Annotated in this window: 27 protein-coding genes and 1 riboswitch; of the genes, 5 read left to right on the top strand and 22 right to left on the bottom strand. The window is 31.1% G+C overall.

Annotation, left to right across the window (positions count from 1 at the left end; translation table 11 throughout):
- Nucleotides 1-247: 247 nt before the first annotated feature.
- Complete coding sequence (locus KQI38_RS17800; protein WP_216561789.1) at nucleotides 248-511, top strand: hypothetical protein; 264 nt, start codon at nucleotides 248-250, stop codon at nucleotides 509-511.
- Between the two features lie 241 nt (nucleotides 512-752).
- Here KQI38_RS17800 and KQI38_RS17795 read toward each other — a convergent pair whose 3' ends face one another.
- The 12 genes from KQI38_RS17795 to KQI38_RS17740 form a co-directional block, all read right to left on the bottom strand.
- The gene (locus tag KQI38_RS17795; RefSeq protein WP_216561787.1) at nucleotides 753-1547 is read right to left on the bottom strand and encodes a class I SAM-dependent methyltransferase; all 795 of its coding nucleotides are present in this window, start codon (nucleotides 1545-1547) and stop codon (nucleotides 753-755) included.
- A 150-nt stretch (nucleotides 1548-1697) separates the two neighbouring features.
- Nucleotides 1698-2696, bottom strand: a complete 999-nt coding sequence (locus KQI38_RS17790; RefSeq protein ID WP_216561784.1) for a GNAT family N-acetyltransferase — start codon at nucleotides 2694-2696, stop codon at nucleotides 1698-1700.
- A gap of 207 nt (nucleotides 2697-2903) precedes the next feature.
- Nucleotides 2904-3167 carry a CD3324 family protein gene (locus tag KQI38_RS17785; RefSeq protein WP_216561782.1) on the bottom strand — a complete coding sequence of 88 codons (264 nt, stop codon included), beginning with the start codon at nucleotides 3165-3167 and terminating at the stop codon, nucleotides 2904-2906.
- A gap of 323 nt (nucleotides 3168-3490) precedes the next feature.
- Nucleotides 3491-4045: an orotate phosphoribosyltransferase gene (gene pyrE, locus KQI38_RS17780; RefSeq protein ID WP_216561780.1), complete on the bottom strand. Its 555-nt coding sequence runs from the start codon at nucleotides 4043-4045 to the stop codon at nucleotides 3491-3493.
- Nucleotides 4046-4284: 239 nt separating this feature from the next.
- Entirely contained in the window at nucleotides 4285-5181 is an 897-nt protein-coding gene (locus tag KQI38_RS17775; protein ID WP_216561778.1) for a dihydroorotate dehydrogenase, read from the bottom strand.
- On the bottom strand, nucleotides 5174-5908 hold the full coding sequence (locus KQI38_RS17770) for a dihydroorotate dehydrogenase electron transfer subunit (protein ID WP_216561776.1): 735 nt from the start codon (nucleotides 5906-5908) through the stop codon (nucleotides 5174-5176). The genes KQI38_RS17775 and KQI38_RS17770 overlap by 8 nt, the downstream gene beginning before the upstream one ends.
- Nucleotides 5898-6755 carry an orotidine-5'-phosphate decarboxylase gene (gene pyrF, locus KQI38_RS17765; protein WP_216561774.1) on the bottom strand — a complete coding sequence of 286 codons (858 nt, stop codon included), beginning with the start codon at nucleotides 6753-6755 and terminating at the stop codon, nucleotides 5898-5900. Before pyrF ends, KQI38_RS17770 begins: the two co-directional genes overlap by 11 nt.
- A 17-nt stretch (nucleotides 6756-6772) precedes the next feature.
- Nucleotides 6773-7960 (bottom strand): dihydroorotase, encoded by a 1188-nt coding sequence (locus KQI38_RS17760; protein ID WP_216561772.1) that lies wholly within the window; start codon nucleotides 7958-7960, stop codon nucleotides 6773-6775.
- A 1-nt stretch (nucleotide 7961) separates the two neighbouring features.
- Complete coding sequence (locus tag KQI38_RS17755; RefSeq protein WP_216561771.1) at nucleotides 7962-8390, bottom strand: aspartate carbamoyltransferase regulatory subunit; 429 nt, start codon at nucleotides 8388-8390, stop codon at nucleotides 7962-7964.
- Nucleotides 8390-9313: an aspartate carbamoyltransferase gene (gene pyrB / locus KQI38_RS17750; RefSeq protein ID WP_216561770.1), complete on the bottom strand. Its 924-nt coding sequence runs from the start codon at nucleotides 9311-9313 to the stop codon at nucleotides 8390-8392. The genes KQI38_RS17755 and pyrB overlap by 1 nt, the downstream gene beginning before the upstream one ends.
- A 256-nt stretch (nucleotides 9314-9569) precedes the next feature.
- Nucleotides 9570-9869 (bottom strand): spore coat protein, encoded by a 300-nt coding sequence (locus KQI38_RS17745; protein WP_246565914.1) that lies wholly within the window; start codon nucleotides 9867-9869, stop codon nucleotides 9570-9572.
- A gap of 15 nt (nucleotides 9870-9884) precedes the next feature.
- Nucleotides 9885-10091 (bottom strand): hypothetical protein, encoded by a 207-nt coding sequence (locus tag KQI38_RS17740; protein ID WP_235601199.1) that lies wholly within the window; start codon nucleotides 10089-10091, stop codon nucleotides 9885-9887.
- A gap of 124 nt (nucleotides 10092-10215) precedes the next feature.
- Here KQI38_RS17740 and KQI38_RS17735 point away from each other — a divergent pair, with 124 nt between their 5' ends.
- The 4 genes from KQI38_RS17735 to KQI38_RS17720 all read left to right on the top strand — a co-directional run bounded on the left by KQI38_RS17735 (nucleotide 10216) and on the right by KQI38_RS17720 (nucleotide 13184).
- Nucleotides 10216-10422 carry a hypothetical protein gene (locus KQI38_RS17735; protein WP_216561767.1) on the top strand — a complete coding sequence of 69 codons (207 nt, stop codon included), beginning with the start codon at nucleotides 10216-10218 and terminating at the stop codon, nucleotides 10420-10422.
- An 89-nt stretch (nucleotides 10423-10511) separates the two neighbouring features.
- A riboswitch (SAM riboswitch) is annotated at nucleotides 10512-10611 on the top strand.
- Nucleotides 10612-10709: 98 nt separating this feature from the next.
- The gene (locus KQI38_RS17730; protein WP_216561765.1) at nucleotides 10710-11714 is read left to right on the top strand and encodes a methionine ABC transporter ATP-binding protein; all 1005 of its coding nucleotides are present in this window, start codon (nucleotides 10710-10712) and stop codon (nucleotides 11712-11714) included.
- Nucleotides 11714-12358: a methionine ABC transporter permease gene (locus KQI38_RS17725; protein WP_216561763.1), complete on the top strand. Its 645-nt coding sequence runs from the start codon at nucleotides 11714-11716 to the stop codon at nucleotides 12356-12358. Before KQI38_RS17730 ends, KQI38_RS17725 begins: the two co-directional genes overlap by 1 nt.
- Before the next feature lie 19 nt (nucleotides 12359-12377).
- Nucleotides 12378-13184 carry a MetQ/NlpA family ABC transporter substrate-binding protein gene (locus KQI38_RS17720; protein ID WP_216561761.1) on the top strand — a complete coding sequence of 269 codons (807 nt, stop codon included), beginning with the start codon at nucleotides 12378-12380 and terminating at the stop codon, nucleotides 13182-13184.
- A gap of 53 nt (nucleotides 13185-13237) precedes the next feature.
- Here KQI38_RS17720 and KQI38_RS17715 read toward each other — a convergent pair whose 3' ends face one another.
- The 10 genes from KQI38_RS17715 to KQI38_RS17670 form a co-directional block, all read right to left on the bottom strand.
- Nucleotides 13238-15379: a M1 family metallopeptidase gene (locus KQI38_RS17715; RefSeq protein ID WP_216561759.1), complete on the bottom strand. Its 2142-nt coding sequence runs from the start codon at nucleotides 15377-15379 to the stop codon at nucleotides 13238-13240.
- Between the two features lie 442 nt (nucleotides 15380-15821).
- Nucleotides 15822-17045, bottom strand: a complete 1224-nt coding sequence (locus KQI38_RS17710) for an SDR family NAD(P)-dependent oxidoreductase (RefSeq protein ID WP_216561757.1) — start codon at nucleotides 17043-17045, stop codon at nucleotides 15822-15824.
- Nucleotides 17046-17139: 94 nt separating this feature from the next.
- Nucleotides 17140-17547 carry a DUF3795 domain-containing protein gene (locus KQI38_RS17705; RefSeq protein ID WP_216561755.1) on the bottom strand — a complete coding sequence of 136 codons (408 nt, stop codon included), beginning with the start codon at nucleotides 17545-17547 and terminating at the stop codon, nucleotides 17140-17142.
- A 140-nt stretch (nucleotides 17548-17687) separates the two neighbouring features.
- The gene (locus KQI38_RS17700) at nucleotides 17688-18233 is read right to left on the bottom strand and encodes a DUF6144 family protein (protein WP_216561753.1); all 546 of its coding nucleotides are present in this window, start codon (nucleotides 18231-18233) and stop codon (nucleotides 17688-17690) included.
- Nucleotides 18234-18393: 160 nt separating this feature from the next.
- On the bottom strand, nucleotides 18394-18594 hold the full coding sequence (locus KQI38_RS17695) for a nitroreductase family protein (RefSeq protein ID WP_216561751.1): 201 nt from the start codon (nucleotides 18592-18594) through the stop codon (nucleotides 18394-18396).
- Nucleotides 18595-18609: 15 nt separating this feature from the next.
- On the bottom strand, nucleotides 18610-18957 hold the full coding sequence (locus KQI38_RS17690) for a nitroreductase family protein (RefSeq protein ID WP_216561749.1): 348 nt from the start codon (nucleotides 18955-18957) through the stop codon (nucleotides 18610-18612).
- Between the two features lie 267 nt (nucleotides 18958-19224).
- Nucleotides 19225-19479: a hypothetical protein gene (locus KQI38_RS17685; RefSeq protein ID WP_216561747.1), complete on the bottom strand. Its 255-nt coding sequence runs from the start codon at nucleotides 19477-19479 to the stop codon at nucleotides 19225-19227.
- 2 nt (nucleotides 19480-19481) lie between these two features.
- Complete coding sequence (locus tag KQI38_RS17680; protein ID WP_216561746.1) at nucleotides 19482-20060, bottom strand: GNAT family N-acetyltransferase; 579 nt, start codon at nucleotides 20058-20060, stop codon at nucleotides 19482-19484.
- Between the two features lie 39 nt (nucleotides 20061-20099).
- A complete protein-coding gene (locus tag KQI38_RS17675) occupies nucleotides 20100-20615 on the bottom strand; it encodes a GNAT family N-acetyltransferase (RefSeq protein WP_216561744.1) in 516 nt (171 codons plus the stop codon).
- Between the two features lie 250 nt (nucleotides 20616-20865).
- Nucleotides 20866-21548 (bottom strand): IS3 family transposase (locus KQI38_RS17670; protein ID WP_216561742.1); only part of this gene is annotated, 683 nt, incomplete at its 5' end.

The raw sequence follows: 21548 nt of genomic DNA, 5'->3' as shown, positions 1-21548 counted from the left end.
TCCCAACTTACAATTTATAATGAACAATTTAAATATTAATTATAAAATTGTAGTTCCTAATGATAGGATAGTATTAATTATTAAAAATGTCAATAGCCATATTAACATTTTTAATTTTTACTTCAAATATATTAATACTACAATTAAATATGTTAATTTATTATGCAATTTTAATTTCTTAGGAAATTTTACCTTAGTATTAATCATTTTATGGTTAATACTATTGTTATAACTGGAGGTGATGGATATGAATCATAAAGAAAAGCTTAATCAACCCTATTATACTAAGCCTGTTAATAAAACACAATCTAATTTACCTGACAAAACAGAAAATTTGGACAACAATAGTTTTTATCAAAATAGTGAGGCTTTTCCTCCTAGGGGAAGTTTTATAAATATACCAGAAGATATATTATTTGGACCCAATGCAAAATCATTAGATTCCATAATTAAAGATAAGAATGATAATATTAATTCAGATTTATATAAAGAAACAAAAAATAATAAATAATTTCCAAGTTAATATTCTGTTTCATCATTTCCTGAAAAACACAACATTAAAAGCTATGAGATTTCAAAAACTCATAGCTTTTTAATATTTATATATATCCCTTATCTTAAACTAAAGAATGTATACTATGAATTAATCTTACGATTCATTCCTTTTTCACACGACTTATTTTTAAGAAGATGTATGTTATCACACTATATCATTGTGATTATGGTCTCTATAACGAGTAATTATTACTGAACTAATAAACAGTAGCTTTTATGCTAAATGACATCGGGAATTTATCAATATTATATTCAAGATTAAACAATCCATTTCCTACATTTTTCATTCCACCAGCATTGAAGAAGTTCTCCTTATACTCATTAAAATAATTGATATGCAAACCAGCATTTGTAAGAGCATTAATGATGTCGGAAACGGTGTACATCCAGAAATATGCTTTTACGCCACGTTTAGGTGTTGAAACGTATCCACCAATAGAATCTTCTTCATCGGGAATTTTGCTAAAGTAGGGATACTGAATCTCTATTTCGTTTTTCGCAAGTTTATCTGTATTAAAAGTTAAGAAAAATGGATGTGAATCAAAAACGTAAACAAATCCATTGTCATTTAAAAGATGACGAATTGTTCTCCCCCATTGATTTAGGTCTGGAAGCCAACCAATGGCACCTTCTGAAACAAAGACCACATCATATTTTTCATTGTGTTTCTCCATTAATGTCATAATATCAGACTCAATGAAGTCAATATCTTCAATATTTAGATCATTCGCAAGCTTTTTAGCATAAAAAACATTGTCTGGGACTAAATCAACGCCTATAACTTCTCTTGCCCCCATTTTTGCTAAAAGTATTGTGTCAGCTCCTGTGTTACATTGTAGGTGTATAACCCTTTTGCCTTTTAAATCGCCAATTTCATTTTTTATATACATATTAAACTGATGGGTCCCATTTGATAGCATTTTTTTGAATGCTTCATAATGATCTTGGGATACCTGTCCCCAAGCATGTTTATTTGAATCAATTTCTTTCATTTATTTACCCTCCATAAATATAAATTTTCTAACTCATTCACAGAATTAAGAGATCCTATTAAAAATAATTGTACAATTAAGCCTACCATCATTATAATCAGTTTTAAATACCTTAAAAATAGCTTCCCTCTTTCTTTCCTGAACCTTATCCTAGAACCTTTTCTTTAAAAAGTACTGCTTTATACCATCAGGATATTCATCTAATATAGAGAACACCTCATATCCACATCTTTTATAGAACCAAGGGGATTGATAACTAAATGTACAAGTATGGGCAAAAACACATCCATATGCTCTAGCTATTTTCTCTGCTTCAGTAATCAGTAGCCTACCATATCCTTTACCTCTATATTTTTCATCAATCCACATTACATCAATATACATGCAATATTTGAAAGTATCGCATAAAATTGCCCCTATCGTTTCTTCATCAGAAGTTTTAAGATATAAATTAATATCAATACCTGGCTTTCTTAATACTCCTTCTGTCTTCATTACATTGTGTTTAAATAATCCATTACAAACATAATCAAAATCACCATCTGAGCACTCTGTCGTAATTATGACGCTTTCATCAAACTTTTTCTTCACATGAAGCCCACCATGCTGAACATCTCTTGCATATAACATATTATTTAATGTTTTGACAATATCTACTAAATCCCAAACAAACACGTCAACTAATGTATCTTGCCCTTTAAGAGATTGAATAACCTGTTTTTTTACTTTTCCGCCTAGATATAAATAGTATTTATTAGAAGGCACTTCATGCCAATTATACACTATTAGTTCTCTAAATCCATACACCTTAAATTCATCTACTATGGCTTTAATCAATTTAATACCAAGTCCACGTTCTCGATATTCCTGTTTTACGAACAGATAATTTAATTCTACTCCTTTATCACTATCTTCCTTCTGTGCTATACTTGCTCCTACAAAACCAGCAAATTTTTCCCCATCAAAAACCCCATAAATACGCCTTATGTCATCACATTTTTCGTTTATCCATGATATAAGGAATTCCAGTTCTTCTTCTCTGTCCATTACATTAGGTGGAATAACACCTCTATAATCATTATTCCAGCATTTAATTCGTAAATCAACAGCCTTATATAGCTCCTCATTAGATAATCTGCGAATTAGCATAAATACACCTCATTCCTATACTTTATTTTCTCTCTCATTATTTCTATGAGATAATAATTAATCATAGATTAGACTATCTATTATGATATACAACTTAAATTTTATTATATAGAATATTACTTAAATATAATATGTCAAAAACAATTAATATAAGTTCTTAACAAAAAAGACTCATCTTTTTAATATTAGATGAATCTTTTTAATATTTCATTTAGAGTAAACTATTCTTTTAATACTTTCAATGGAAAGGCAAAATTCTTCTGCCAGTTCATCGATAGATAAACCTATAAGAAATTTTTCACGAATTTGGCTGTTTCTCTGATCTAAATATACTCTATGACCTGAATTTTCTCCCCATTTTTTTCTAACCCCTTCAGGCTTAGGAATATAGACTAATTCCCCTTGTACATATTTCTGTATTTGTTTTAATAATTCTTCCGGAAAAATATTATTTGCTTTAATATATTTCATTCTAACTCCACTCCTTAAAAAATTTCGTTCTAAGGAAGCAAAGTCTACATTATAAACGATTCTATTCATAAACAAGTTAGAATGAACATCGGCAATTCTATAATCTTACTCCATACAAATTAATTGCCATCGTTTATCTTGTATGACTTGCATGGAGAATGTGCCTGTTTTATAACTCTTTGAATACATGAAAAACACCACCTTTATAAAAATCTATTATCTCGTTAAAAATTACATCTTTATATTATAATATCTTCTCTGAAAAAGCAAATTTACATGGATAAATAAAAATAATGCTACATGAGAATCCATCCCATGTAGCACTAAATTTTTCTACTTCCTGGTTTTACTATTGATAATCCTTCCTTACATAAAGGACAATCTTCTATATCATAGGTTTTTATTTCTAATTTAGTTCCTCCATATACTGGATATTTAATATCACCTTTAGATCTGTCTGCTATACATGCTATTCCAACTACAACTCCACCATATTCCTCAACAACTCTGATAGCTTCATATGCCGATTTTCCAGTGGTTACAACATCTTCAGTGATGAGTACCTTTTGTCCCCTTTCAATATGGAAACCTCTTTTTAGTTTCATTTCACCTTCTTCTCGTTCAGTGAATATAGCAGGTTTACCTAGCTGACGTCCTAGCTCATAAGCTACTATAATTCCTCCCATAGCCGGTCCTACAACTATATCAATATCTAAATCTTTAACCTTTTCTACTATAAAAGATATGGCTTTTGCTGCCTTATCTGGGTATTGTAATAGCTTTGCACATTGTACATATCTATCACTATGTTTCCCTGATGATAATAAGAAATGTCCTTCAAGCAATGCATTTGATTCCTTTAATAAATCGATTATCATACTAAAACCCCTTTCATCAATTTTCAATTCACAATTCACAATTCACAATTGTTGAGGTCTAGCTACGGGGTCTTTTTAGCGACCGCAGGTCGTATCCATAATTGTGCATTTAAGCAGAGTACCAAAATTGTGGTTTTCAATTTTGTGTACATCGCTTAGCTACTGATATTTGCCCCGCAGGGTATAATTCGGTAGTCCTTTAGGGTTTGTTCACCTAGTACATTGTTAACTGTGCATTGTTATATTATTCCTCTAATTTCTTCCAGTGATTTAATGCCTTCTTTATTCATAAAATCTTCTATACCTCTAATAATATCCACAGAGATATCTGGTTTAATAAAATTGCCACTTCCTACTTGAATAGCTGTGGCTCCTGCCATAATAAATTCTACAGCATCCTCTGCTGTTGTTATTCCACCTATGCCTATTATAGGTACATCTACAACCTGATTTACCTCATATACCATTCTTAAAGCTATAGGTTTGATACATGGTCCTGATAAACCAGCTGTTATATTATTAAATATAGGCCTTCTCCCATAAATATCTATTGCCAGAGCATTAAAGGTATTCACAAGAGAAAGTCCATCTGCCCCTGCTTCTACACATGTATATGCCATGTCTTTTATATTTTCAGCATTAGGAGATAGTTTTACTATGATTGGCTTTTTAGATAGTTTTTTAGCTTCCTTCACTACTTCTGATGCTGTGCTACATTTTATACCAAAGGCCATACCACCTTCTTTTACATTGGGACATGATATATTAAGCTCAATAAAATGAACTGAAGTATTATTTAGCAGCTCTATACCCTGTAGATAATCATCTAAAGTGCTTCCTCCTAGATTGGCTAATATTACTGTATCTTTTTTTTCCAAGAATGGTAGTTCATCCTCAATAAATCCCCTTACTCCAGGATTTTGTAACCCTATACTATTCATCAATCCTGAGGGAGTTTCATATATTCTTATCCCTTTATTCCCATCCCTTTTATTTAATGTAAGTCCTTTAGTAGATATACCTCCTAATTTTTCTATAGAAAAATATTCTTCGAATTCTCTACCAAAGCCAAAGGTTCCTGAGGCAGCTATGACTGGATTCTTAAGTTCTACACCACATATATTTACCTTAGTCATATAATACAACCTCCTCACCTTTGAATACTGGCCCTTCCTTACATACTCTTTCCATTCCTCTTATGGTCTCTATTGTGCATCCAAGGCAAGCACCTATACCACATGCCATGCGATTTTCCATAGAAACATATACTGGAACTTTATCCTTACACATCCTTATCACTACCTCCATCATTGGAGTTGGTCCACAGGTTAAAACCAAATCATATTTACTTGGATCAAATAATTCTGTTATAAATCCTCTATGACCAGTAGAGCCATCTTCTGTGGCGATAAATACATTTTTTACATAAGGTCTTATTTGGTCTAAAAAGTAAGCATTACTTCTAAATCCACTGTAGATATCAACTTCTCCTAAAAGCTTTTTAGCCAAATATAACATTGGTGCAATACCTATACCACCAGATATCAATGCTATTTTCCCTTGGATTTTTAGATCAAATCCATTGCCCAATGGTCCTAGTACACTTAATCTATCTCCCTTTTTTAACTTTGATATAATATGAGTTCCTCTACCCCTAACTTCATATAAAAACTTTATTCTTCTACCTTCTACATCTGCAATACTAATAGGTCTAGGTAAAAATGGATCTAATTCTTCCCATCCTCTGATCATATAGAACTGTCCTGGTACTCCCTTAAACTCTCCTTCAAGAATTATCTCATATATATTTGGACTTATTTCAGTATTTGAACAAATTATTCCATCTTTATAGCTATCTGCCATAGCCAATATCCTCCCTCATGGAAAGCACTGCTTCTCTAGTATATTTTTCGAAGTTTTTAATTCCATCTTCATAGTTCTTATAAGCTGTAATTATACCTCTTGATGAGTTTACAACTCCCCCATTTCCTTCATTGAGATAGAGACTTACATCCTTACCTCCAGCTCCTTGGGCTCCATATCCAGGTATTAGAAAGTACATGTCTTTATATCTTTCTCTAATTTCAATTGCTTCATCTGTATGAGTACCACCGACTACAGCTCCAATTAAGCTATATCCAGATTTACCAATATATTTTTTTCCCATTTCCTCTAGCTTGTCACCTACATGATAATAGAGATTCTTGCCTCCTACATCTAGATACTCTATATCCTTTGCACCCGGATTAGAAGTTCTAAGAAGTACAAATATCCCCTTATTGCCTTTGTCTAGATATTTAAAATATGGTGTAATGCTGTCAAAGCCCATATATGGATTAAGGGTAATAAAATCAGTTTCAAAATCGCCCTCAAAATGTGCTTTAGCGTACATATCTGCTGTAGAAGCAATGTCTCCACGCTTTACATCTCCTATGGATAGTGCATTGATGCCCCTTAGATATTCTAAGGTTTTCATATAGCCAAATAGGCCACGAATTCCATAAGCTTCATAATATGCAATTTGCAGCTTATAAATTGCAGTTATATCCTCTGTACAATCAATTATTTTCTTATTGAATTGAAAAATAACCTCGTCTATATCTTTGTACTTCTTCTTTATTTTTTCAGGAATATAGTCTAGACTAGTATCTAATCCAACACAAACATTTCCTTTTTTCTCTACCTCATCATATAATCTATCAATTATCACATTCTCACCCCAAATTTTTAATCCTTATTTATATATTTAAACTCTCCATTTTTTAATGTCATAATTACCTGTCCACAAAACTTCATTCCGTTAAATGGAGTATTCTTTCCCTTAGATATAAATTTTTCTCCATCTATTATAATTTCTTTATTTAAATCTAATAAAACTATATCTCCATCATAGCCTTTTTCTATTTTACCTTTTCTGACCCCTATTATTCTTCCTGCATTTCCTGACATTATTTGAGACAATTTCATTAAATCTATTTTACTAGACTTAACTAAAGTCGTATAAGAAACAGGAAAAGCTGTTTCTATTCCAGATAGTCCCGGAGCTCCTTTTTCTTTATCTTCTTCAGTATGGGGTGCATGATCTGTAGCTATGGTATCTACAGTGCCATCTATTATCCCTTGAATAAGTGATTCTACATCTTCCTTTGCTCTTATAGGAGGATTAACCTTAAAATCATTATCCCAAAGAGCTATATGATGTGGTGTTACTTCACATGTAACATTAACTCCTTCTGATTTTGCTTTTCTTACTTCCTCAATAGCCTCTCTTGTACTTACATGGCATAAATGTAACCTTGCCCCAGTTACCCTTGATAAATAAATATCTCTTATTGTAATAATATTTTCCGATATTCTATAGTCAATTGGAGTCAAATCATCATCTTCTGCATGGGTCATGATAGTTAGTCCTTTTTCCTTAGCCTTAGTCATAGCCTTATACATAACGATATTTGATTTTATTCCTTTGCCATCATCAGAAATAAATTTTACTCTATTATCTAATCTATCCAAATGTTTAAGAGTATGTCCATCAAAATCCTTTGTGATAGAAACAGTTTGATGGATATTCACTAAATCCAGTTCCTTTGCTTTATTCAGCACATATTCTACTGTTTCCATTGAAGAGCAAATCGGATTAGTATTTCCCATTAGGTTGACTAATGTATATCCACCTTTTAATGCTGCCAGTCCCCCAGTAAATAAGTCTTCTTTATGAGTAAATCCTGGTTCCCTAAAATGAACATGTAAATCGATGAATGAAGGCATAAGAACTAAGCCTTCTCCATCTATTTCTGTACAATTATAATCTAAATTTACACCGAAATCTTCTATTATTCCATTTTTAATATATAAATCCCCAAGAAAATCCTTGGACTCATCTACTATTCTTGCTCCTTTTATAAGAATATCCACTCTATCCCTCCCAAGAATATATCTGATCACAATATTCACATTTGTATCTTCCCTTATCTTCATCGATTAAAACAAATCTATGGACTATTCCTCTTTCATTGGAGGTTATACATCTAGGGTTCTTACATTCAATAATTCCTTCTACTCTATCTGGCAATGATAAATTGATTTTTTCTGTAATTCTTTCATTTTCAATAATGTTTACTGTAATATTTGGGTCAATAAATCCTAACATTGCTAAATCTATATCTATAACATTTTCAATTTTAATCATATCCTTACATCCATGCTTCTTACTAGCAGCATTCATTATAAGAGCCACAGTAAAATCAGCCTCATCTAGTTTTAAATGTTTAAATATAAAAAATCCATATCCTGGTTTAATATGATCTATAACAATGCCTTTTGTAATACTATTAATATTTAACATTATTTCACCCCCAATAATTTAACGATTAAAGCCATTCTAACAAACATTCCGTATTTTGCTTGTTTAAAATACCAAGCTCTAGGGTCATTATCTACTTCCATGCTTATTTCATTTACTCTTGGAAGTGGATGAAGAATTGTTAAATCTGATTTAGCTGATTTTAACTTAACATTATCTAATATATAACTATCTTTTAGTCTTATATAATCAGCCTCATTGAAAAAACGCTCTTTTTGTACTCTAGTCATATATAGTATATCCAACTGATCTATAACTTCTTCAAGTCTTTCTACTTCTAAATAATCTAGAGCTTTTTTATCTAGAATCTCAGTCTTAATATATTCAGGAGTTTGTAATTCATTAGGGGATATTAATATAAATCTAATATTATCATATCTTGACATTGCTTTTATTAAAGAATGAACTGTACGACCAAATTTAAGATCTCCACATAGTCCTATGGTTAAATTAGAAAAGTTACCTTTTGCAACTCTAATAGTCAAAAGGTCTGTAAGTGTTTGAGTTGGGTGCTGGTGACCACCATCACCTGCATTTATTAGAGGAATATCACAAAACTGTGAACCGTATTTTGGTGCCCCTTCCTTTGGGTGACGTATAGCAATAATATCTGTGTACGCTGCAACTGTTCTTATGGTATCAGGTAAATTCTCTCCTTTAGTTACAGAACTTGAACCTGGCTCTGAAAAACCTACTATTTTTCCTCCTAGCCTAAGCATTGCAGCTTCAAAACTTAACCTAGTTCTAGTACTAGGTTCGAAAAATAATGTCCCCAAAACCTTTCCATCACAAATATGGGTAAAGTCTTCTGGTTTCTCAATAATTTCTTCTGCTAATTGAAATATCTCTTCTAGCTCTTCCACAGTAAAATCCTGTGGATCAATTAGATGCCTTCCTTTTAACATTTTAATTCCTCCTTTAACTTAGTAGCCTTTTAAAGGATTAGCGTTCGAAAAAACCTTCCAAATAGGAAGGCACAAGTATACCATAAATATTTATCTACGCTCTCCTTCCTAACCTCTCTGGATTAGATTAAAGGTATTTATATCTATAATATAATAGCATATTAAAAATAAAATGTCTATAAGTTTTATCCCAGTTGTAATTAAAAATTTTTATTTAAAAATTGAGAACTCCTTAATTTGGAGTTCTCAATACTTACTATTGCATTTGCTGATTTGTATTTGTTGTAGTTGTATTTGTACTATTAGCAGCTGATGTTAATGTGTTCTTTATTTGATTTACGTCATTTTTATTAGCTGGCGGAGCTGGCTTATAATATCCTTTTTGCTCGGCTATTTGGTATAATTGATATTGCATTTGTTCTGCTTCATTTCTTAATGTCTGTAGAGTTGATCTTAATTGTTGATTTGAACATTCCATTATAGCTGTTGTATAAGTATTTATACTAGCTTTAGCTCCTGCTAAAATATCATTTACAATATCTCTTTCTTGCATCATTTATTTTCCCTCCTCTTATAATGAATTAATTAGGTTAGTGGCAGTAGTTTTTGCGTCTGTACTTGCTTGCTGAAGCATTTGTTTTAATTGTGGATCTTGAACTTGATTTGCATAAGTTCCAAACTTACTACTCATAGTTAAGTGACCACCAGCAATTTCTTTTACACAGTTAAGTTCTTGTTGAGTTACACTATTTAAATTTACAGTATTTTTAAGTGCCATAAATACACTCCTTTCAATTTTTTTGTTCTCCTTTATTGTTTGTTAAAATAATTTTTTTATTCTTCCAAAAGATTCTTAAATATAATTAAATAAATAGGAAAAACTAAATTCAGGAGGTGTAAAAATGGAAAGAATCCCTAGTATAAAAAACAATCCTGAATTCGACATATATTACCAAAGTGAAAATCTTCAAAACACAGATTTTACAAGCTATGAAAATTTGGATTCTAGAAGACCAGATGCTTATGTAGGCTTTTCCAATGATATATTTTTATATCCACAATCCTTTTTTACTAGTTTTGATGATTTAGAATGGTACGATGAATTATAAAAAAAGGTAAAAGTAAAATTTTTTTAAATTTATAGTTGACAAAATTAAGAAATAGTATTAAAATGAATTTTAAAATCAACTGAATATAACTCTTATCGAGAGTGGCGGAGGGAATGGCCCTATGAAGCCCGGCAACCTGTATTATTACAAGGTGCTAAATCCAACGGTATTTGTACCGAAAGATGAGAGAGGAATGTAGACCTCTTTCTTCTGAAGAGGTTTTTTTATTTAGACCTCTTTAAATAAAGAGGTTTTTGTTTTAGCAATTTAAGGGGTGAATATATTAAATGATTAAAATCAATAATTTATCTAAAATATTTTTTAGTGACAAAGAGAAATTAACAGCAGTAAACAATGTAAACCTGAATATAAAGAAAGGAGAGATTTTTGGGATTATTGGATTAAGTGGCGCTGGAAAATCCACTTTAATTAGATGTTTAAATAGACTTGAGGAACCAACGAAAGGAAAAATATTTATTGATGGAATAGATCTAACAGCACTTGACAAGGAAAGTTTAAGAAAAGAGCGAAAAGAAATAGGTATGATATTTCAACATTTTAATCTATTATCTCAAAAAACTGTTTATGAAAATATAGCCTTTCCTTTACAGTTAGAAAAAATGGATTCTGAAAAAATTCATAATAGAGTTAATGAGCTTTTAGAATATGTAGATTTAAAAGATAAAAAAAACAGCTATCCTAGTCAACTAAGCGGAGGCCAAAAACAAAGAGTGGCTATCGCAAGAGCCATTGCTAATAATCCTAAAATACTTCTTAGTGATGAGGGAACCTCTGCATTGGACCCGAAGACTACAAAGTCTATATTAGAATTACTAAAAAAAATAAGAGATGAGTTAAATATAACCATAGTGATGATAACCCATCAGATGGAAGTAGTAAAGGAAATATGCGATAGAATTGCTATTATGGAAGATGGACAAGTTGTAGAAGAAAATACCGTAGAAAATCTCTTTAGAGAACCTAAGACAAAGATTGCCCAAGCCTTCATCAGCTCTTTACAAGGAAATATAGAAGAAGAAATTATAAATCCAAATGATTTTAAGGGAAATCTTATTAGATTAAGTTTTTTAGGAGATAGTGCTAAAAGACCAATTGTATCTAAAGTAATAAGAAGTTTTAATATTGATGTGAATATATTATCAGGAAATATCAACAAATTGCAATCCACTAGTGTAGGCCATCTAATATTAGAATTAATTGGAGAAGATGAAGAAATAAATAAAGCTCTTTCATTTTTAGAGAATGAAGATGTTCACGTGGAGGTGATATAATGGCTGAGTTAGTTATACCTTCTTTATTAGAAACTCTATATATGGTATTTTTCTCAACAGTATTTTCATTATTGCTAGGATTTCCACTAGGAATTCTATTGGTAATTACTGAAAAAGATAATATCTGGGAAAAGCCTACGTTTAACAAGATTTTAGGGAGTATTATAAATGTAATGAGATCTATACCTTTCATTATTCTAATGATTTTAGCATTTCCTATCTCAAAGCTTATAGTTGGTACAAAAATAGGTACAACAGCAACTATAGTACCTTTGTCCCTAGCTGCAGCTCCTTTCGTAGCTAGAGTTATGGAAGGGAGTTTAAAGGAAATCGACAGGGGTGTAATTGAATCTAGTCTCGCTATGGGGGCTACAGTTCAACAAATTGTTGGAAAAGTTCTTATTCCAGAGTCACTTCCTTCTATAGTGTCCGGAGTAACCTTAACTATAATAAATCTAATTGGATATTCGGCCATGGCAGGTGCTATAGGAGGTGGTGGATTAGGTGATCTAGCTATTCGTTTTGGACTATATAAATGGCAAAAAGATGTAATGTTTGTAGCCCTTGTAGTCATTATAATTTTAGTTCAAGGAGTACAACTTTTAGGTAACTATATTTCTTTAAAAATAAATAAAAATAAATAAAATAAATGGGGGAATTAAATTGAAAAAATTATTATCACTTGTATTAATTGTCGTATTATCATTATCAGTTTTAGCAGGCTGTAGCTCTAAGCCTTCCGAAACGAACAAAATTAAAATAGGTGTATCTCCAGACCCACATGCTAAATTAGTTAGTTTAGTTGTAGATGATCTGAAAAAAGAAGGAATTGAAATTGAAATAATTGAATTCGCAGCAGACTATGTAACGCCAAACCTATCTCTTAATGATGGAGATATAGATGCTAATTTCTTTCAGCATGAACCTTATTTCAATGATTTTAAAGCAAAACAAAACTTAGACTTAGTCTCTTTAGGAAAAATTCATGTAGAGCCAATGGCATTATACTCTTCTAAATATAAATCTATAGATGAAATACCAGATGGTGCTGTAATAGCTATACCAAATGATACAGTAAATGGTGGTAGAGCTTTACTTTTACTCGAAGCTAATGGATTAATCAAACTAAAAGATGATGTTGGATATGCAGCTAACGAAAAAACTGATATAGTAGATAATCCTAAAAACATTAAATTTAAGGCTCTTGAAGCTGCTTTCCTTCCAACAACTTTAGATGATGTCGATGGCGCTATAATTAACGGTAACTATGCCCTTGAGGGAGGACTTAATCCTGTAAAAGATGGTCTTTTGATTGAAGGCGGAGAATCACCTTATGCTAATCTTATAGCCGTAAGAACTGGAGAAGAAACACAAGATAAATTCGTTAAATTATTGAAAGCATTACAGTCTGAAAAGGTAAAAAAATATATAGAAGAAAATTATGATGGTGCTGTAGTTCCAGCATTTTAAAGAAATAGAGGCAAGGTAAACTTGCCTCTATTAATAAATTTGTATTATAGAAATTATTTACTTGATTTGTATTTTCCTTGGATCTCTATATCTTTTGTATCTATTATAAACTGCTTATCATGGCTGTACATTGGATTATATTTATAAATTGAAATATCGTATATAATATAACCTTCTCTTACTTCTATCCCATTATTTATATTATTTTTTTCTACAGCAGTATTCTCATACAAGAATATTACCTGTACTAATTTTTCTCGATTGTTAGGATTTTCAGCTATAAAAGTTCCTGTAATATTTTCATTTTTAATGGATATCCCTTCTATATCAATAGTTTCTCCATCTAACTTTATAGGTAATTCAGAGCTCATTTCTTTAATCACACTATGCTTATTTGGATATCCAATTAAAATTAAATTACCCTGTTTATCTGTTTCAGTTATATTTTTTTCTTCTTTAACCTTCATTTGTAAGTCGAATCTACCTGTGCCATCCTTTATTAACATTTGGGTAAACTGCTCGAATTTAGTTAGGTCTTCTTCACTTAAATATTCTGGTTTTACTATTATTACATCTTCCCCTTCTAAGGCTCTAAGAGCTATACTGCCTATGATCAATCCATTTCTCTTTTCTGATTCCTTCAAATAACGCTTCTCCTGATTTAGATAATAGACATCTCGTTCCTCTTGTGTTAATTCAATATCCTCTGGATAATAGTTGGGTTGTGTTACTGCAGACTCCATAGAAATCTTTATATCTTTCCCTGCAACTTCTTCTATTATATTTAATAATCCCTCTATGGTTGCATTTTTGAACTCATTTCTTTCATAATAAGTCCTTAATATTTTTATAAATTTTTCTTCACCTACTTTTTGTTTGAGAGATTCAAAGAAGGCAGGTCCCCTTCTATATATAGCTTCTCCATAATCTCCCCAATCCTTAAACTGGTCTACATTACTATTTAACGGTAATAAAGTTGATGGATATATTGAATTTCGTATAGCAGAATCAATTCCGTTTTGATGATTTTTTCCATATTCTTTTTCAAAGTAGTAAGCAGTAGTAAATACTGTTAATGATTCATCTAAAAAAGGCTCCTCAAATTCATTATTTCCAACTGCTACATACCACCATTGATGAATAGTTTCATGAACTGCTGCTTCTATTAGGAATGAAGCACTTTCTTCTATATTAATATCTTCCATATCCCAGTATCTTCCCATTTGTATTGCTTGAGGGTATTCCATAGCTCCCCCACCTAAATATGTTTCTGCTATCCTCAGTTCATCATAAGGGTACTTCCCTATGGTTTTATTCATAAACCTTACGGTCTTAACTACTTCATCTAATAATATATCTGCAGTCTTACTATCTTTTTTGCCCTCCTCCAAGATATGGTAGTTACTGACTTTAATTCCATCTACTTCCTTAGTCTCTACTTTATATTTATCACTCATAAAAATAACAAAATCTCTAACCTTTTCAGCTCTTATAACTATAGTCTTATTTTCACCATTTTCTTTCTCCTCTATTATGGTTCCTGTTGGCGCTGCTACCATCCTCTTAGGTACAGTAAGCTCTACATCATAATTTGAAATATCACTATAGTTGGACTCTCCTATTGTATGGAATGGATTTTCATCCCATTTCTTATCCTTGTCATTATAGACAGATAGGATCGGATACCAATTTGTCAAGGAATAAACTCCTTCTAAGTGATGTAGGCGATGATGTCCCTCGGGAATTTTTACAGCGAATCCAATTTTAACTTCTATCTTCTCACCTTTTTTTAATGGTTCTTCCATATTTATTTTTAGTATTTGATTCTCATCTGTATATTTAGTTTTTTTATCATTAATATAAACCTGTTTTATCTTAATATTACCCTTCTGTTCCTCGGTTAACTTAGGCATTTCCTCCCCCTCCATTAGATACATACCACCTATAGCTGGTAATGTCTCATAGGATTCATAGGAATTGGGATAAAGATGAAACACTAGACTATTTAAGTCTGTATTATAATTATTAGTAAAAATAACTTTCTGCTCTCCCTCCACAGTATGATCCTCAGTATTTAAAATAATGTTCATTTCATACTGAGTTAGATTACCTAAGTCTACTGCAACTCCCAATTGAAAACTACTTAATAGGATTACTAAAATTAATGCAATTGATAGAAACCTTTTTTTGTTCATGATATATCCCCCCTGATTTTTGGTAATTTTATTACCATCTTATCATAGATTGCCTATAATTTCCAGAATATATAGTATATTTAAAATAAATTAAAATAAGTAAAGGTTAAAAATAATACTGGTATTGTAGTACCAGTATTATATCCATAACCTATTAAATTTCATTAAAGATAATAAATCCCTAAAAGTTAAGATTCCAATCCATTCAGTCTTAGCAATTTCCCATTCGTCTAAATAATCATCTCACTTCCATGTAGGTAGCACTTTCTTATTCTCTTCAAATTTAGCTATTAAATAATCCAAATTCCTAAATGGCATTGGAACATAATCTGTTCATTTATCTTCATTAACATTAATCAATATGGCTTTTTCCAATGGTCTAGCTTCTTTATTCATATAAGATTTTATTTCATTAAAAGTTTCCTTAGATAATTTCTGCATACTATATTTTCCTCCTAAATTCATCAAATCTTTCAATGGTATTAATCCAACCTGATATAATGTCATAGTATTCTTTTACTCTATCTGGATTCTTTTCATATCCTTTCAACAAATCTATTTGATGTTCATAATATACTCTTAGCTTTTCAACTGGTAATTCTTTAAAATCTCCTTTAGTCAAATCATTGTTAGTAATTCCTTTTTTGAATTCACTTAATTTATCAGAAAAATACTCTGGAGCTGCACCTGTATACTTTTTAAAATCTCGAAGTACCCATTGACGCTCAAATACAGGTCTATTTTGCCAACCGTCAACTTGTTCTAAAAAAGTCTGTAAAATCTCAGTCATAATTTCTAATACTTTACCTTTTTCATCATCGGAAAGTATGATTCTATTATTTTCTTTCGGCTCATTAATTGATACTCCAATATCCATTAGAGCTTGAATTGAGCTTATCTCTAACCCATTATAAATGTTAGCATTTGCTACAGATGCAGCAAAACCTGCTCCAGCTTCTTCCACACTTAACAATACATATTCATTCATTTTATAAAACTCATCTACAGTTTTACCATACAATGGGGCTATTTCAGTTATAGCTTTATGTGCGGTATCTGTTTTAACCATACCAGGCCCTATGGAGTATGTAATAATTCCTGTACCATCTAGCTCTCCAGTTAAAGTATTTGATAACTCTACTTGTGATGTTTTAAAGACCTCATATGCACCCATATAAGGCGCGGCACCTGAAGAAGGAACGAAAGCTAGAACTCCTGACTTTTGTTCTAGCATCTTAGGCAAAAAATATTCAATAAGAAGTACTGGCCCCCTCAGATTTGTTCTATAGCTTAAATCCCATTTTTCAATCCCGATCTTATGCACTGCACCTATGGGAGCGACTGTTGCGTTATTTATGAGAATATCTAACTTTCCAAACTCTGCATATATTTTTTGTGATAGTTTTTTTACTTTTCTTTCACAACCTATATCTGTATGAATAAAAAGACAACAATTTGATTCAAACTCCGATTTTAGTTTTTTCTCTGCCAATCTACCTTTATTTTTATCTATATCACCAATAATAACCTTCACACCAAGCCAAATTAAAGAACGGGCGGCCTCAAATCCTATTCCACCGCCTGCACCAGTAATAAGTGCAACCTTTCCTTTTAATTGTCCCTTATGAAGTGAGCCCTTGCTTATAATTAGAGTATCATTTGACAAAACTTATCCCTCCATACCAGAAATCTTAATTCTAAAAATCTGAAACATTTACATCTAGGAATCTACACCTTCAAAACCCACAGGCTATAAAGTCCTACTTTTTCTTTATGTATTCCTTTAGTCTAGCAAAATTGTCATAAGCTAATAAATTACTATTATATTCATCAGCACAAAAATTACTTCCTAGCTTTTCTTTCGCCTCTTGAAAAGACAGTCCTCTTCTTTCATTAAAAACTGTACACGGAAAATCAATGCATTCTCCACAATTATCAATTTTCTTATCTATTACACATTTACGAACAGGACAATCATCATCTATACGCTTGGCATTTTCCTTATTACATCTACATCCATCACAGTATATTTCTTCTGGTGGTATATCAAGATCATAATATTTTTTCCACATATTAGTTAAGATTTCTCTTTCATCTTTATTTATTATATTAGGGGCAAAAGCTTTACATAAATCACACTTATATCCACACATTGTTATTTCTTCCATAGATAATCTTACACCTTTCTTTTTGGCTTCTTTTTAATTAAAATTAATCTCTTTATATCTTCAGTTAAATTCATATTATATACATTAATCCAGAGCCATTCACCATCACAAATCTACTAATTACATTATTTATTAACATTCTAAATCCTTACTTTAAAAATGCAATCTTTTCCACCACATGCCACAGTTTCTTGAATTTCTGACTCAACAGCTTTATCACAAATCAAATTAAATGTTTTTATTACATGACCATTACAACATTCACACCATGTTTTTGACATAGGTTCATAACTATCTAATTTTCTAAACATTCCACATACGCATTTATTCCATCCAAAAGAAACAGTAAGCAGCTCCTCATCTTTCTTTACATATCCTGGAGAAAGTAGTTTTGAATACTCTACGCAAAATTCATCAAGACTTTGGCTTCTCTCTTTCAACTCATTGATTTCTTGAGCCTGTTTTTTAGTTAAATTACACGTATGTTTTTGTCTTATTTTAATAATTGTATCTCTATCAAGTAGCTCGTCCATTCTATCCATGACTATTTTCCCTAATTTTGCTTGTTCCTGTGCAGGCATTTTATCTGGAAGTGTCAAGTATTCAGGAAATATCTTAATTGCCATATCATACCCCAATTCTTCCTTTATACTGCGAAATATTTGATAAAATTTAAAAATTGCCATCTATATCACCCCATAATCCTTTTATATCTATAATGCCATTCTTAGTATGACAACAGTATGTCATATTTAATATTTGGGTTAAACATAAATCTATAATCCTTGAAAAGTCAACTAATCTTCTAGTGAAGTTTATTAGTTTAACTTGCTTAAAGGTAGTACTCTAGTAATGTCCTATAACCGACTTATCCTTTGTTCTATGCTTGCGGTTAGGTTCATATTCCTGCCAATATACTCTTTTTTCATTAAATCGTGTTCTTGCCTCTTTTTCTTCTGCAGGATATCCAACATAAACAATACCTAAAGGAGTAACATACCCAGGTATATTAAGTATCTTCTTTAATGGCCTTATATTGCTTTCCAAAGGATATATTCCTATCTAGACTGATCCAAGTCCCATACTAGTCGCTGCGATTAAAATATTTTCTATTGCAGCGCTACAATCTTGCACCCACATTTCTTGAGATGGACCTTTGAAAGCTAATTTCATATTCCCACATACAACAATAGCAACAGGTGCATTGTATCTAGCAAAAATCAATTTATCTCTTAATTCAGAAAGTTTTTCATCATCATCAACAACTATAAACTCCCATGGTTGACAATTTGCCGCTGTGGGTGCTGCTGTAGCAGCTTTCAACAAAGTTATAATCATATCTTTTTCAACTTTCTTGTCTAAATAGTGTCTTATACTTCTTCTCTTATAAATCGTTTCGATTACTTCCACTCTAAAACCCCTTTCAGCTCAAAGCATATGGTTTTTTATAAATAATTTACTTAATAATCATTAATCTATAAATACAAGAACATAACTAAGGCTTGAGGTAAATATATTGTTATAAAATGTTCTCATCTTCTTATCCTTCCATATAAGTCTCATTTAAAATAACAACCTAATTTTTTTAATAGTATTTCGTTTTAATATAATATCTTGTGAAGTTAATTCTTATTGCCTATACAACACTCACAAAACTTATAAATCTAGTTTAACAAGCTATTGATTCAAATTTAACACTTCTTTTAAAATAAAAAACCGTTTTTTTAACCCTTTGTAATCTTTATTATTCCTATTTAATTTATCTATCAACGGTCCTACTATTCTATATAATGCTGCATTTAATAGTAATAAGTAGAAAGCATCTTTTTCAATATTAATATCATCTTTAAAAATAAAGTTGTCGGCACCCAAATCTGAATGTATTAGTTGCTTATTTTTGTCTGTTATTCTTGACTTGTTTTTAGCTAGCATATTTATAGCATCATAGACATATCTTTGGTACTATTTAAGAGTTCATCTATATCATCATAAACAAACCCTATTTCTTCTAGTGTTTGCTTACCAATTTGTATATTTCTTGTTAATTTACTATTTCCACCTATTTTTTTATAAAATTTCACATTAGGATTATCTTTTAACGCCCATATTACAACCTTATCATAATTTTCATTAATCAAATCATTTACTGCAAAATTTATTAATTTCTTACCTATACCCCTCTGTTGATATTCCTTTAATATATAAATAGCATAGATTTCCCCAGCATTTGTTAAACCATATCTATCTTCTTGTCTACACTTGCCATAAGTTGCTGTGCCTATAACTTTTTCATTATCTATTGCTACACATTTATAGACTTTTCTCCCTTCTACCTCAAGTCTACCAAAATTATCTTTGTCTCTTTTTACTCTATCTTCTCTTTCCTTTTCCTTTTCTCTTTCCAATAGATAATCTTCATCTATAATACCAGTATAGGTAGTCCTCCATGTTTTTAAGTTTACATCTATCATGTCTTCAATATCTTTAGCTTCTGCATATCTAATTTTTATCATTTCTCTCTTCCTTTCTATAAAGGCTTTACAAAAAGTTTCTTATAAAAAGCCAAGTTTTTTATATAAATTATAAGCAGGTATATTATCACTATGAACATCCAATACAACCTCATCTATATTTCTTCTGATCATATCATTTATACACTTTGCTAATAAAGTAGATCCAACCCCCATATTACGATAATCTCTTAGAACTCCCATTGAATAAATATGTAAATTCTCATTTTCCTCGGGTAAACCTACTAATAAGCCAATAACTTTATTATTATCATACGTTGTAAGGATATATCTCTTTGAAAAATCACCTAGCCTACCACTTTGTAGAGCATTTAAAAATCCATCTGGTTTTTTACCTGCAATATCGGGATCTAAAATTCCTTCCATAATATTTGGTAAATATTGTCTTAAAGTTTCAATTAACTCTGAATCTGCTAAGATTAATTCTTGAACCTCCCAGTTTGAAAAGACTTCTATGGTCTTTACCAAACTCTTTTTTAACATAAGCTTCATCTCTATTAACTCCTTTATCTTCTTTTTTACTCTATATTTTTCCAACAAAAAAATTAATCCCATTAAAAACTAAAAGACTCCTTAATATCACAATATACGCTATTTAAGATTTCTTAATTTTATAATAAAACTTATACATAACTATTTATTCTATAAAATTTATTAAATCCCTTCTTTTTCTCATTAATATTTTGAAAAATATTATTTTTAAAAAAGCATGTAATCTTTCTTTTGATGTGACCCCAATAAGTTAGACTTTGTAGCGTAGTAGTTTTGTGAACTGCTACGCTATTTTTTATGCAGCCGAAAGGCTAAGTCTGTATTCTACAGGACTCATCCATCCAAGCTTCTCTTTAATCCTTTTCTCGTTGTAATACTTAATATATTTTTCTATCGAATTTTTAAGTTCTTCATAACTGTAGTAAACCATACCATAATACATTTCCTGTTTCATAATTCCAAAGAAGTTTTCCATAGGAGAATTATCAATGCAGTTTCCTTTACGCGACATACTCTGAAATATTTTGTTTGATTCAAGTACACGAATATATGCTTTCATCTGATATGCCCAACCTCTATCAGAATGGAATGTTCTCCTGTATTTACAATCTGAGGTAATCTCTATTGCCTCATTTAAGGCTTGCATTACATTTTGGCCTGATGGTCTTGGAGAAATGCTATGACTTAGGATTTCTCTATTACATAAATCCATAAATGGATCCAGGTAGAGTTTTTTGATAAGCATTCTCCCTTTTTGATCCACCTCATAATATTTGAATTCCGACGTATCAGTTGTAATCTTCTGGTGAGGAATATTTGTATCAAAACGTCTATTAATTCTGTTAGGTGAAATCTTACCAACATTCCCTTTGTATGAGCTGTACTTACGACTTTTGCGAGTGAAAGCAGTCACCTGAAGATTAAGCTTTTGCACAATACGCTGAACCTTCTTCTTGTTGATGAGCAGTCCTTGCTTTC

The sequence above is a fragment of the Tissierella carlieri genome, from assembly GCF_018917285.1.
Lineage (GTDB): Bacteria > Bacillota > Clostridia > Tissierellales > Tissierellaceae > Tissierella > Tissierella carlieri.
Note: the sequence above shows the minus strand (reverse complement) of the source record. Positions and strands in the feature narration are given on the sequence as shown.